Raw genomic sequence first — 12,794 nt, forward strand, 5'->3', positions numbered from 1 at the left:
TCGCGCTCACAGGGACCGTGCTCTGCGTGGCGTTCTCGAACGGAGATCTCGGCAAGACCTCGGTGCTGACCGCCGTTCTCGGCTTCGGGTTCTCGCTCTTCGGGCTCTCGGTCAATCTGTGGAAGAGCGCCCCGCAGGGCGAGGCGGCGGACGAGGGCTCGGCCCCTTCCCGGGAGCGACTGGAGCAGTGGGCCGAGCGGTTGTCGGGGGCGGTGGAGGAGCAGTGGCGGGCGGAGTGGCGGCTGCGCCGGCTCCAGGACCCCTACCCGCTGGAGGTGCGCTGGTCGCCCGCCGAGGCGTGGCTGGTCGACGCTCCCGGCGAGGTCGGTCCCGTCGTGACCGAAGGGGACCGGGCCGAGGACATCGCGAGCGTCCTGGAGGCCGTCCCGTCCCGGCGGCTGGTGGTGCTCGGTGAACCGGGGAGCGGCAAGACCATGCTGGCGGTGGGGTTCATCCTGGACCGGATCGCCCGATGGGCGCCCGGCGACCGTGTCCCGGTCCTGTTTCCCCTGTCGAGCTGGCAGCCCGAGCACAAGAGCCTGCGGGACTGGATGGCCGCGCATCTGGCCGCGACCCATCCGGGCGCCTCCTGGGCCGGCAAGCTCCTGCGAGCCGGGCTGGTGCTGCCCGTCTTCGACGGGTTGGACGAGATGCCGGAGTCCTCGTGGGCGACGGCTCTGCGCCGGCTCAACACGGAACTCGACCCGGGTGAGCCCGTCGTGGTGACGTGCCGTACGGAGGCGTACGCGAAGGCGGTGGAGACGAGCGACGTGTTCACCGCCGCCGCGGTGATCGAACTGCGGCCTCTGACGTTCGAGACCGTGGGTTCCTATCTGGCGCGCACCGGCAGGCCCGTACGCGGAAAGGGCGGAGAGCGCGCCACGCGCTGGGATCCGGTCCTCGAGGAGTTCCGCCGCTGTCCGGACGCCCCCGTCGCCCGTACGGTCCGCTCGGCGTTCAGCACACCGCTGATGGTGGCCATGGCGCGGGCCGCCTACGGTGACACCGGCCGGGACCCCGCCGAACTGCTCGACAGCCGGTTCGCCGATCCGGAGGTCCTGGAACGGCATCTGCTGGACGGTTTCGTCCCGGCCGCGTTCGCGGACAGCCCACGCGCCGAGCAGGCCCGCGCCTGGCTGGGTGAACTGGCCGCTCAGCTCCAGCGGCAGACCACCCGGCAGCTCGCCTGGTGGCGGCTGCGCCGCGCTCTGCCGTGGCCGCTGCGCACGCTGGGCCCGATCCTGCTCCTGGGGTGCGTGGCGCTCCTGCTCGGCGTGGCCTGGTTCCCGGCCGCCGGGGTCAAGGCGCCGGCGATGATGTGCGGGTTCATCCTCGGCGTGGGGCTGGGCTACACCGTGCTCGGGACGCGGGTCTCGACCCGCGGGCGGAGGGCGGAAGGGGCGGCCCGGGTGGTCGTCGCGGCCGTGCTGGCGGGGGTCCTGGTCGGGGCGGTCGCCAGCACCAGCCTCGACTGGACCACCTCCCTGCCGAACGCGAACGTCGGCCCGGCGTGGCTGGGCGCGGCCGCGTTCGCCATGGCGTTCGGGCTCGCCACGGCCATCGCGCTGGGGGTGCTGGGGATCATCGGGGAGCCGCTCCCCTCCTACGCGGCGTTCGGCGGGCGGGGGGCGGTCAGGGCGGTGCTGGTCGTGCTGGTGTCCGCGGTCATCGGCTTCTTCCTCCCGCTGCTGTTCCTCGTTCCACCGTGGGTGCCGCCCACGACGGCGGTGGCCGCCGGCGCCCTGGTCGCGGTGGGGCTGCGCAACTGGCACGGCGGCGCCTGCCCGGGAGCGTCTCCCCGTCCACGGCGTGCTCGCGGAAACTTCCGGACCGCCCTGGTGCGCGGACTCAGAACCGGCCTCCTGACCGGCCTGGCCCTGGGCGCGGCGTTCGGTGTCACGACCGCGACCGTGGCGGGCGCCCGGGCCGCCGTGTCGGCGGACTTCCCCGCCGGGGCGATGCACCACCTCACGGACGGCACGCGCTACGTCGTCACGGCGGACGGCTGGGTCCACGGGGTACGCCCCAACGACGACCGCTATCTGCGACCGCCCGGGCCGGTCGACGGCGTCGTCGAGGCCTACGCCGACGGCACGACGTACGCGTCGCCCGCCGCGACGGCGAGCGAGGACTGCACCGGCTCCGTGCGCTGCACCCGCTTCCACGGTCGCATCGAGCTGGAGCTGCGCAGCTCCCGTACCAATCCGCAGGTCAAACTGCCGAGCGGTGCGTACGTGGAGGACTCAGCGTTCCAGACCGAGGTGCCCGGCCGTTCCTACGAGTGGCTGTTCGCGGCGTCGCCGGGCGTGCTCTTCCGGAGCTATCTGAGTCTGGGGCTGACCGCCGGCCTGGGCCTCGGTCTGGTCAGCGGACTGGCAGCCGGCTTCCACGCGTGGATGGTCTCGCCGATCGACACCGCGCGAGCCGCCGGGCCCCAGGCCACGTTGCGGTTCGACCGGATCGCCGCCATCACGCGGGGCGTCACGCTGGTGGCGTTCGGCGTCGTCGCCGCGGTCGTCGCCGCGGTGGCCCTGGCCAAGGCGTCGGGGCAATACGATTCCTTCGGCCTCGTCCTGCTGACCTGGCTCCTCGTCGGCCCGTTCTCCGTGTTCATCAGCGCTTGGGGCTGGCTGCTCGTGACCCGATTGTGGATGTGCGGCAACGGGCGGCTGCCGTGGCGTCTGATGGCGTTCCTGGAGGAGGCGCACCAGCGCGGTGTGCTGCGTCAGGCGGGCGCGACCTACGAGTTCCGGCATGCCCGGCTCCAGGAACACCTGGCGTCGTCCGCGCCGCCGACCGAGCCGGACCCTCTCCGGCCGAACGACGGCCGGATTTAGGGGTGTTCACCGGGCCCGCCCCCGGGCCGGCCCGAACGCAGGGGCCTTCACACCGCCGGACAACGGTCGGCCGGACCCAGGGGTGCCCCCGGCTCAGGCCGGCCAGACGCCCGTCTCCAGCAGGGAGTTGATCGCCGTCATGTACGGCGCGATGTCCAGGCCCTGTTCGGCCAGCCACGCGTCCGAGTAGTACTTGTCGAGATAGCGGTCACCGGGGTCGCACAGCAGCGTCACCACGCTTCCCGTGCGTCCCTCGGCCACCATTTCGGCGACGATCTTCAGGGCGCTCCACAGGCCGGTGCCGGTCGAGCCGCCCGCCTTGCGGCCGATGGCCCGCTCCAGTGCGCGTACGGCGGCGACGCTCGCGGCGTCCGGCACCTTCATCATGCGGTCGATGGCCCCGGGCACGAAGCTCGGCTCGACACGCGGCCTGCCGATGCCCTCGATGCGTGAGCCGCGCTCGCAGGTGACGTCCGGGTCGCCGGTGGTCCAGCCCTCGAAGAAACAGGAGTTGTCCGGGTCGGCCACACAGATGCGGGTGTCCGCCTGCATGTAGTGGACGTAGCGGGCGAGGGTCGCCGAGGTGCCGCCGGTGCCGGCCGTGGCGACGATCCAGGTGGGTTCCGGGAAGCGTTCGAGGGCCAGTTGGCGGAAAATGGACTCGGCGATGTTGTTGTTCCCGCGCCAGTCCGTGGCCCTTTCCGCGTAGGTGAACTGGTCCATGTAGTGGCCGCCGGTCTCGGCGGCGAGCGCGACGGACTCCTCGTAGATCTTGCGCGAGTCGTCCACGAAGTGGCACTGCCCGCCGTGGAATTCGATCAGCCGGCATTTCTCGGCGCTCGTCGTGCGCGGCATGACGGCGATGAAGGGCACACCGACGAGCCCCGCGAAGTAGGCCTCGGACACGGCCGTGGAGCCGCTGGACGCCTCGATCACCGGGCGGCCGGGCCGGATCCAGCCGTTGCACAGGCCGTACAGGAAGAGCGAGCGGGCCAGGCGGTGCTTGAGGCTGCCCGTGGGGTGGGTCGACTCGTCCTTCAGGTAGAGATCGACACCCCACTCCTCGGGGAGCGGGAAGCGGAGCAGATGGGTGTCCGCCGAGCGGTTCGCGTCCGCCTGGACCTTGCGCACGGCTTCTTTGAGCCAGCTCCGGTACTCCGGGTCGCTCCGGTCGACGTCGAGGGTCTCACCGGTCCTGATCGGCTGGGCAGTGCTCACGGGAGGGCTCCTATCGCGTGGCGCCGACACCGCTTCGACTGGTCGGACGCCTCGATCATAAGCACCTTCCGCACGCTTCTCACCTGCATAAACACACCTTTGGGCAGCCCAAAGCCACCCCTGGGGGGAGGCGGGGAATCCACATCCCGGGATCATCGGATCCGGGTTCCGGGGACGCTCGGATCCCGGTTCAGGGGGGCGCATCCCGGCCTTTGCTCCCGTCACCGCGACCGCCTCGCCATACGTACTGGTGCTCGTCGCCACCTGCGGGCAGACTGCACCGCGCGGGGCGGTGGTCCCCGACGCGGATGCACACTGGGTCACGACAGGACACAGCCGGAGCGCACAAGGGGGCGGAGCGTCATGGCGGAGCCGGAGTTCACGGCCACGGGCGTGCGGATCGGGAAGAGGCTGCGTTCGCTCACCCGGGCCGGACAGGTCCGGATCAGCGACGGCAGGCTGGAACTGCTCACCAGCTACGGCAGCGAGATCGACAGCGCGCCGGTGCAGGCGGTGCGCGCCTCGAAACCCTGGTTCGCCCACGAGGACCGGGCGTTGGCGGATGTCAACGGCACGCGGTACTCGCTCACGCTCGGTGAGCACGATCCGGCACCCGGCCGGGCGGGCCCCCCGTCGGCGCGCCGCTTCATCGAGGCGGTCCGCAAGGCGTCGGGACGCGGCGGCTGAGGTACGCGGTCGGCAGGGCGCCGGGGCTCGGCGGCTGACGTACGCGGTCCGCGGAGCGCGGCGAGCGGCTGACGTACGCGGTCGACCGGGCGCGGCCCAGCGGCTGAGGTGTGCGGTCGGCGAGGCGTCGGGGCGCGGCGGCCGAGGTGCGCCGACGGCGCCCGCCACACGTCCTTGAGCACCGCGAGTTGCGGGACCCAGCCCCCTGAGTCACTCTGATGTCACATCACTCTGGGTTTACCGGCGATAACGCTGCGAACCAGCCCGCCGGTCATCACAGCAGGCGGCCGTTCGACTCAGCCAGTCTGCTGGATCCGATCTCCGCCTTCTTCCGGACCTCAATTCGGGGAGTCGCAGCCGTGATCAGCCAGCCAAGCAGGCATTGCACGGTGGAGCTCCAAGCCCTGCCGTCGCGGATCGGCCAGGTCCGCAGAATCGTCTCTGCGCAGTTGCGCTACTGGCATCTTGACCCCTTGATAGACCGGGCCGCGCTCGGCGTGACCGAGCTGCTGTCGAATGTCCACCGGCACGCCCAGCCGGACAAGATCTGCACCGTGGAGATCGAGCTGCTGCTCGACCGGCTCACGGTCTCGGTGCACGACCACGACCCCCGGCTCCCGGTGGTGCGCGAGGCCGACCCCGGCTCCACCTGCGGACGCGGCCTCGCCATGGTCGCGGCGGTCAGCGAGAGCTGGGGTGTGCGCCCCGACGGCGAGTCGGGCAAGGTCGTGTGGTTCACGCTGCCGGCGTCCACCCCCGTGGTGGCGGCTTCGCTGCGTCCGCCGTACGAGATCGCCGACGAGGTCACCCTCCGGCACACCGTCGACGTGCTCAGGCCGGAACACGCTCCCGCCCGGTCGGCCGTTGCCGGCTGACCGGGCGGTGATCCCCCTCCCGTACGCGGCTCGCTCACGAGCGTCGTACGGCACCGGGCTCACTCCGTGGCGATGGCCCGCAGCACGTCGAGGCGGGCCGCCCGCCGTGCCGGACGCAGTCCCGCGAGGGCCCCGGCGGCGAGACCCACCAGCGCCACCACGACCAGCCGCAACGGCGGGATCGCGAAGGCGAAGGCGCTGTCCGACGCCCCGTCGGACGCCTCGACCAGCACCCAGCCGAGGAAGGCACCGAGGGCGAGACCGCCCGCCGTGCCGAACGCGGCGACCAGGACCGACTCCCAGCGGACCATGGCGCGCAGTTGCGCCCGGGTCTGTCCGACGGCCCGCAGCAGACCGAGTTCCCGTGTGCGTTCGTGGATCGCCAGCGTGAGGGTGTTGGCGATGCCGAGCAGCGCGATGAGCACCGCGAGCGCGAGCAGCGCGTAGACCAGGGTCAGCATCATGTCGATGCCGGACGCCGACGACTGCGCGTACTCCTCCCGGGTCTGCACCTCGGGACTGCCGTACCGCTCGGCGACCTGGCGCACCGCCGCCTTGCCGTCGGCCGTGCTCACCCCGTCCTTGAAGGAGACGGCGACGAGCGTGTCGGCGTCCTGGGTGCGGTGCGGGGCCCAGGCGGCGCGGCTGATGACGTAGTCGCCCGCGAGCTCCGAACGGCCGTAGACGGCACGGACGGTGAAGTTCACCCGCTGTCCGTCGGTGAAGGTCAGCCGGGCGGTGTCACCGGTCTTCAGGTGCTGTCTGCCGGCCTCCGCGCGGGTGATCGCGATGCCGTCGGCGCCGAGGCCGTTCAACGAGCCCTGTACGTGTCCGAGGTCGAAGACCTCGCCGAGCGTGACCGGATCGGTGACGGTCAGCGCGCGGCCCTGACCCTGGACCTCGGCGACTCCCTTGCCCAGTCCCACGGCGTGCTCGACCTCCGGCCGGCTCGCGATGGCCGGGGCCAGTTTCGGACTGAGTCCGCTGCCGCCCGCTCCGAACGACGGTGTGCTGACGGCGACATCGCCGGCGAAGGACCGCGAGACGGTCTGGTCCATGGTGGCCTTGAGCGAGGCGCCGAAGACCGTGAACAGCGAGACGACGGCGACGCCGATCATCAGGGCGCCCGCGGTGGCGGCGGTCCGCCGGGGGCTGCGCAGCGCGTTGCGCCGGGCGAGTCCGCCCGTGACGCCGCGCAGTCTGCCGAGCGGCGCGCCGAGGACCCGTACGGCCGCCGAGGACGCGACCGGTCCGAGGACGACGAACGCGGCGAGGGCCAGCACGGCACCGAGTCCGGCGAGCCACAGCGACGGGGTGAGCAGGACACCGGTGAGGGTGACGCCCACCGCCAGGACGGCCAGTACGCCGCCTGCCGCCGCCCGGGTCCGGGAGGCGCCGGACTCGTCGACCGCCGTCTCCCGCAGGGCGGCGAGCGGAGCGGTCCGTCCGGCACGGGCGGCGGGCAGCAGGGCGGAGCCGAGGCAGACGACGACGCCGACGAACAGCGGCAGCAGCATGGACAGGCCGCTGATCACCAGACCGCCGTCGGGGAAGGGGAACCCGATGGCGGGGAAGAGGGCCTGGAGCCCGGCCGCGATACCGATGCCGCCGGCGATCCCCGCGGCCGAGGCGGCCACGGCGACGGCGCTCGCCTCGGCCAGGGTCGACGCGGTCACCTGCCGCCGCGAGGCGCCGAGGGCGCGCAGCAGCGCGTTCTCCCGGGTGCGCTGGGCGACGACGATCGCGAAGGTGTTGTGGATGGAGAAGGTCGCCACCAGGAGCGCGATGCCGGAGAAGACGAGCAGCAGCGTGGTGAAGAGGGTGAGGAACTGGCTGGAGACCATGTCCGTGTTCTCCCGCGCGGACTCCTGGCCCGTGATGGCCTCGACTCCCTCGGGAAGTACGGGAGTCACCGCGGAGACGAGTTCGTCCTGACCGACTCCGGGGCCGGCGCGCACGCGGATGCTCGCGGCCTCGCCGGGCTTCGCGGTGAGGTACTTCTCCGCGTCGGCCTGTGTCATGCCGGTGAACGTCACCTGGGCCATGCCGTCCTCGCCACCGAAGGTCGCGAGGCCGACGACGGTCACCCGGACCGGGTCGGGGGTCCGCAGGACGGTGGTGTCGCCGATCCTCAGGTGGCCCTTCTTCGCGGCTCCGCGGTTGACGACGACCTCCCCGGACCTCGCGGGGGCGCGGCCTTCGGCGAGCCGGTACGCGTTGAGTTTCGGGTCGTCGATCCAGTTGCCCGCGAGGGTGGGCGGGCCCTGTCCGCCGATGGGCTCGCCGTCGGAACCGATGAGCTGGCCCGCGCCCTGGATGTCGGGCGCGGCGGCGGCGACACCGGGGACCCGCTCGATCGTGGCGGCCAGATCGGTGCGGACGGGAGCGCGGACGCCCTGGCTCTGCCCGGGTGTGGTGATGACGCCGGCGCTGCGGACGACGGCGTCGGTTCCCTTGGTCGCGTCGCCGAACATGGTGTCGAACCCGGCGCGCAGGGTGTCCCCCATGACGAGGGTGCCGGCCAGGAACGCGACGCCGAGGAACACGGCGAAGAACGTCCCGGCGAAACGGCGCTTGTGGCCGCGCAGCGACGAGAGGCTGAGGCGCAGTGCGGCGTTCATACGGGCGCGCCTTTGCTGTCGAAGGCCTTCATGCGGTCGAGGACCTTGTCGGCGGTCGGGTTCTCCATCCGGTCCACGAGGCGTCCGTCGGCGAGGAAGACCACCTCGTCGGCGTGGGCGGCGGCGACCGGGTCGTGGGTGACCATGACGACCGTGCGGTCCATCCGGCGCACCGCCCGGCCGAGGAGGTCGAGGACTTCCTGGCCGGAGCGGGAGTCGAGGTTGCCGGTCGGTTCGTCGGCGAAGACGACGTCGGGCTCCGAGGCGAACGCCCGTGCCACGGCGACGCGTTGCTGCTGTCCGCCGGACAGTTCGCTCGGCCGGTGGTGGAGCCGGTCGCGCAGACCGACGACGTCGACGAGGGTGTCGGTCCACGCGCGGGAGCCCTTGGTCCCGGCGAGGTCCATGGGCAGGGCGATGTTCTCGGCGACGGTGAGCGTCGGGATCAGGTTGAACGCCTGGAAGACGAAGCCGATCCGGTCGCGGCGCAGCAGGGTCAGCCGGCGGTCGTCGAGGGCGCCGAGTTCGGTGTCTCCGATGTACGCGGCTCCCGAGGTGAGCGTGTCGAGCCCGGCCGCGCAGTGCATGAGGGTGGACTTGCCGGAGCCCGAGGGCCCCATGATCGCGGTGAAGCGGCCGGCCGGGAATCCGACGCTCACTCCGTCCAGGGCCCGGACGGCGGTGTCGCCACGGCCGTACACCTTGACGGCGTCGACCACACGGGCCGCGTCCGCACGGCCGGTCGCGCCGGTCATGCCGCACCGCCCTTGCCCGTGCGTCCGAACTGCTCGTCGAGGACGGAGAGCCGGCGCCAGTACTCGTCCTCGTCGATCTCGCCGGAGGCGAAGCGGCGGCCGAGCACGGCGATCGGCGAGTCACCGGCCGGCAGGGAACCGCCGGGACCGAAGCCGCCCGTCGCCCGCCAGGGGCCACGGCCCGAGCGCCAGGCGGTGCGCCGCAGCACGGTCACGACGCCGATCACGACCGCCGCCCAGATCAGCGGGAAGAACAGGATCCACGGGCCGGGACCGCCGTCCCAGTTCGCCAGGGTCTGCATCTCGAGTCATCTCCTCGGTGGAACCACGCGGCTGCGCGGGATCTCTTGGTGATGTCTCGAGACTCGCTCCGGGAGGGGGTCCGCGTCGTCGTACGGCCAGCGGCCGTGCGCGTACCTCCCCGGGAGTACGCCGGGCTCCCCGGGCTGCTTCGCCGGTCACTCCCCCGCGGCCGGGCCCGCTTCACGGTGCTCGGGCGCACCCCGGGGGTCAGACGGGCAGTGCCTTCAGCGGGTCGTCCAGCACCGGCTGCCAGGCCAGCTCGGCGGCGCCGACCAGGCTGTTGTGGTCCAGCGTGCAGGCGAGGATCGGCACCCCGCCGCTCCGCCCCCACAGGCTGCGGTCGGCGACGACGGCGCGCAGCCGGTCGGGGTCGGCGTCCAGGAGGGCGCGGTGCAGTCCGCCGAGGATGATGCGGTCCGGATTGAGGATGTTGACGAGACCCGCGAGGCCTAGGCCCAGGCGGTCGATGAGTGCCTCGATCGCCGTACGGACGGCGGGATCGGCGCTCTCGTGGCGGATCAGTTCGTTGGACTGCTGGAGCAGCGACACCTCGGGGCCCGGGGTCCGGCCGGCCGCGGTGAGGAAGGCCAGCGGGTCGGCCTCGACGTCGAGACAGCCGCGGCTTCCGCAGTGGCAGGGGCGGCCCTCGGGGTTGACCGTGAGATGGCCGACTTCGAGGGCGAGCCCCGAACTGCCGGTGTGCAGACGCCCGTCGAGCACCAGGGCACCGCCGACGCCCCGGTGTCCGGTGGCCACGCACAGCAGATCGCGGGCGCCCCGGCCCGCTCCGTGCCGGTGCTCCGCGAGGGCGGCGAGGTTGACGTCGTTGGCGGCGAACGCCGGCCCCTCGATCCCGGCCGCGCGCACCCGCTCGGCGAAGATCTCCCGCACGGCGGAGCCGGCGGGCCAGGCCAGGTGCAGGGGGTTGAGCGCGAGCCCTTCGGGTTCGGTGACGGCCGACGGCACGGCGAGCCCGGCCCCCACGCAGCGGCGCCCCGTCTCGCGGAGCAGTTCGGCGCCCGCGTCGACGACGGAGCCGAGCACCTTGGCCGGGTCGGGGTCCACGGTCTCGCAGCCGGGGGCGGTCGCGACGATCCGGCCGCCGAGGCCGACCAGCGCGGCGCGGAAACCGTCGGCGTGCACCTGCGCGGCCAGCGCGACGGGCCCGTCGTCGGCGAGTTCCAGCCGGTGCGAGGGCCGACCCTGGGAACCGGCGGCGGCGCCGGGCCGTGCGTCGACCCGGATCAGTCCCAGCGCCTCCAGCTCCGCGGCGACCGCGCCCGCGGTCGCCCGGGTGACGCCCAGTTCGGCGGTGAGGACGGCACGGGTCGGCGCGCGCCCGGTGTGCACAAGTTCCAGCGCCGGTCCGAGTGCTCCGCGCCCCCGGTCGAGCCGTGTCCGTGTACTGCCATCCCCCGCCGTCCGGGGGGCCGCCTTGCCGTTCATGAGGGCGAGTCTCCCATGATCCGCTCGCGCGGGGCCCGTCCGGTCGCGGCCCGAGGGGACCGGCCCCGCGTGCGTCCCTCCGGTCGCGGCGGCCGCTGTACGAGCGCGACGGCGTCCGCGGCTACCGGGCGGGCTCCGGCGGGAGGCCGCTCGCCCTGAGAGTGAGGTTCAGCCGCCCGGTCAGGCCCAGCCCGGGGGGAGCCGTGCCCGCGTACACCTTCGGCACTCCGTGGTAGGCGAGCCGTGACGGGCCGCCGAACACGAAGAGGTCGCCGCTGCGCAGCTCGATGTCGGTGTACGGCCGTGCCCGCGACTCCGTGTTGCCGAAACGGAAGACGCAGGTGTCGCCCAGGCTCAGCGACACGACCGGGGCGTCGCACGATTCGTCGCTGTCGCGGTGCATGCCCATACGGGCCTCGGCGTCGTAGAAGTTGATCAGCGCGATGTCGTACGGGGCGGACGGATCCGCGCCCGGAGCGTCGGGGCCGAGGGCGTCCGTGACCGCCTCGCGGGCCAGCCCGCCGAGCCGATCGGGGAAGGGTTTCACCGGCGAACCGTCGCCGTCGACCACCGTCCGCGCGTAGCCGTACGGGTACCAGTGCCAGCCCAGACAGACCTGCCGGGCGGTCATCGTGCCGCCACCCGGGGTGCGGACGGTGCGCAGGCCCGCCGGCGGGCGGGCCCAGCCCCGGCAGGCGTCCAGGAGGTGCCGCTGACGTGCGGCGTCCAGCCAGTCCGGGAGGTGCACGGCGCCGGGCGCGAGCTCCGTCCTGCCGCGCGGGAACAGCTCCGCGTCGATCGACATGCCCCCATCCTCGCGCACGTCGAGCGGTCCCGGTCCCTTAGCCTTGACCCACGATGAACGACCGGATGACGACACCCTGGGGCGAGTACGAACTCGCCCGCTTCCCCGAGGACCCGCGCGACCGGCTGCGCGCCTGGGACGCCGCCGACACGTATCTGCTGCGGCATCTCGCGGAGAGCGGCACCCCGCTGACGGGGTCGGTCGTCATCCTCGGCGACCGGTGGGGCGCCCTCACCACGGCTCTGTCCGAGCGGCGGCCGACGCTGATCACCGACTCGCACCTGGCGCGGGAGTCGACCCGCGCCAACCTCGCGCGGGCCGGTGCCGAGGAGTCCGCCGTCCGTCTCCTCACGACCCAGGACCCGCCTCCCGAGCGGATCGACGTGCTGCTCGTGCGGGTGCCGAAGAGCCTCGCCCTGCTGGAGGACCAGCTTCACCGGCTGGCGCCCGGGGTGCACGAGGAGACGGTCGTCATCGGCACCGGGATGGTCAAGGAGATCCACACCTCGACGCTGCACCTCTTCGAGCGGATCCTCGGTCCCACCCGTACGTCGCTGGCCGAGAAGAAGGCCCGCCTGATCTTCTGCACCCCGCTCCAGGGGATCGCCCGCAAGGCCAACCCCTGGCCGTACCGCTACGAACTGCCCGACGACGTCGGCCCGGTCTCGGGCCGCACGGTCGTCAATCACGCGGGCGTGTTCTGCGCCGACCGCCTCGACATCGGCACCCGCTTCTTCCTGGGACACCTGCCGCGCAGCCGGGGCGCCGAGCGGGTCGTGGACCTGGGCTGCGGCAACGGCGTGCTCGGTACGGCCATGGCGCTCGCCAACCCCGAGGCCGAGGTGCTGTTCGCCGACGAGTCGTACCAGGCGGTGGCCTCGGCGGAGGCGACCTACCGGGAGAACGCCGAGGGGAAGGCCGAATTCCGGGTCGCCGACGGACTGGAGGGTGTGCCGTCCGGGAGCGTCGACCTCGTCCTGAACAATCCGCCGTTCCACTCCCATCAGGCGATGACGGACACGACCGCCTGGCGGATGTTCGCGGACGCCCGGCGCGCGCTGCGCCCGGGCGGCGAGCTGTGGGTGATCGGCAACCGCCATCTCGGCTACCACCTGAAGCTGCGCCGGCTCTTCGGCAACAGTGAACTGGTCGCGGGCGACGCCAAGTTCGTGATTCTCCGGGCCGTGAAGAAGGATGCCGAGCGATAGACCGGCCCACCGGCGCCGACCGCCCCGGAGACGCTCACG

General features: G+C 72.9%; 10 protein-coding genes. 4 read left to right on the forward strand and 6 right to left on the reverse strand.

All coding sequences use genetic code 11. From position 1 onward, the window contains the following. Window positions 1-26 precede the first annotated feature (26 nt). The gene (locus tag ACFRIC_RS18215; protein ID WP_382786623.1) at window positions 27-2,837 is read left to right on the forward strand and encodes an NACHT domain-containing protein; all 2,811 of its coding nucleotides are present in this window, start codon (window positions 27-29) and stop codon (window positions 2,835-2,837) included. A 93-nt stretch (window positions 2,838-2,930) separates the two neighbouring features. On the opposite strand, the gene ACFRIC_RS18220 is transcribed toward ACFRIC_RS18215, so the two are convergent. After that, entirely contained in the window at window positions 2,931-4,055 is a 1,125-nt protein-coding gene (locus ACFRIC_RS18220) for a PLP-dependent cysteine synthase family protein (protein WP_382786626.1), read from the reverse strand. A 363-nt stretch (window positions 4,056-4,418) separates the two neighbouring features. Between ACFRIC_RS18220 and ACFRIC_RS18225 the strand changes: the two genes are divergently transcribed. Next, the gene (locus ACFRIC_RS18225) at window positions 4,419-4,742 is read left to right on the forward strand and encodes a hypothetical protein (protein WP_382786629.1); all 324 of its coding nucleotides are present in this window, start codon (window positions 4,419-4,421) and stop codon (window positions 4,740-4,742) included. Window positions 4,743-5,101: 359 nt separating this feature from the next. Further along, window positions 5,102-5,617: an ATP-binding protein gene (locus ACFRIC_RS18230; protein WP_382786636.1), complete on the forward strand. Its 516-nt coding sequence runs from the start codon at window positions 5,102-5,104 to the stop codon at window positions 5,615-5,617. A gap of 59 nt (window positions 5,618-5,676) precedes the next feature. Here the strand turns inward: ACFRIC_RS18230 and ACFRIC_RS18235 are convergent, their stop codons facing one another. The 5 genes from ACFRIC_RS18235 to ACFRIC_RS18255 all read right to left on the reverse strand — a co-directional run bounded on the left by ACFRIC_RS18235 (window position 5,677) and on the right by ACFRIC_RS18255 (window position 11,541). Then, a complete protein-coding gene (locus ACFRIC_RS18235; RefSeq protein WP_382786645.1) occupies window positions 5,677-8,238 on the reverse strand; it encodes an ABC transporter permease in 2,562 nt (853 codons plus the stop codon). Beyond that, the gene (locus ACFRIC_RS18240; protein ID WP_382786647.1) at window positions 8,235-8,993 is read right to left on the reverse strand and encodes an ABC transporter ATP-binding protein; all 759 of its coding nucleotides are present in this window, start codon (window positions 8,991-8,993) and stop codon (window positions 8,235-8,237) included. Before ACFRIC_RS18240 ends, ACFRIC_RS18235 begins: the two co-directional genes overlap by 4 nt. Next, window positions 8,990-9,295 (reverse strand): SHOCT domain-containing protein, encoded by a 306-nt coding sequence (locus ACFRIC_RS18245; RefSeq protein WP_382786650.1) that lies wholly within the window; start codon window positions 9,293-9,295, stop codon window positions 8,990-8,992. Before ACFRIC_RS18245 ends, ACFRIC_RS18240 begins: the two co-directional genes overlap by 4 nt. Window positions 9,296-9,503: 208 nt before the next feature. Beyond that, entirely contained in the window at window positions 9,504-10,742 is a 1,239-nt protein-coding gene (locus ACFRIC_RS18250) for an ROK family protein (protein ID WP_382786653.1), read from the reverse strand. 121 nt (window positions 10,743-10,863) lie between these two features. After that, complete coding sequence (locus tag ACFRIC_RS18255; protein WP_382787230.1) at window positions 10,864-11,541, reverse strand: alpha-ketoglutarate-dependent dioxygenase AlkB family protein; 678 nt, start codon at window positions 11,539-11,541, stop codon at window positions 10,864-10,866. Window positions 11,542-11,600: 59 nt separating this feature from the next. Between ACFRIC_RS18255 and ACFRIC_RS18260 the strand changes: the two genes are divergently transcribed. Next, window positions 11,601-12,755 carry a methyltransferase gene (locus tag ACFRIC_RS18260; RefSeq protein WP_382786656.1) on the forward strand — a complete coding sequence of 385 codons (1,155 nt, stop codon included), beginning with the start codon at window positions 11,601-11,603 and terminating at the stop codon, window positions 12,753-12,755. Window positions 12,756-12,794: the final 39 nt, after the last annotated feature.

Origin of the sequence: Streptomyces sp. NPDC056738, assembly GCF_042790435.1 — a bacterium.
In the GTDB taxonomy this organism is placed as follows: Bacteria; Actinomycetota; Actinomycetes; order Streptomycetales; family Streptomycetaceae; genus Streptomyces.

Bases quoted from the DNA above. Each gene is read 5' to 3' on its own strand.
- ACFRIC_RS18245 (WP_382786650.1), bottom strand. From the start codon at position 9,295: ATGCAGACCCTGGCGAACTGGGACGGCGGTCCCGGCCCGTGGATCCTG.
- ACFRIC_RS18240 (WP_382786647.1), bottom strand. From the start codon at position 8,993: ATGACCGGCGCGACCGGCCGTGCGGACGCGGCCCGTGTGGTCGACGCC.
- ACFRIC_RS18250 (WP_382786653.1), bottom strand. From the start codon at position 10,742: ATGAACGGCAAGGCGGCCCCCCGGACGGCGGGGGATGGCAGTACACGG.
- ACFRIC_RS18260 (WP_382786656.1), top strand. From the start codon at position 11,601: ATGAACGACCGGATGACGACACCCTGGGGCGAGTACGAACTCGCCCGC.
- ACFRIC_RS18225 (WP_382786629.1), top strand. From the start codon at position 4,419: ATGGCGGAGCCGGAGTTCACGGCCACGGGCGTGCGGATCGGGAAGAGG.
- ACFRIC_RS18235 (WP_382786645.1), bottom strand. From the start codon at position 8,238: ATGAACGCCGCACTGCGCCTCAGCCTCTCGTCGCTGCGCGGCCACAAG.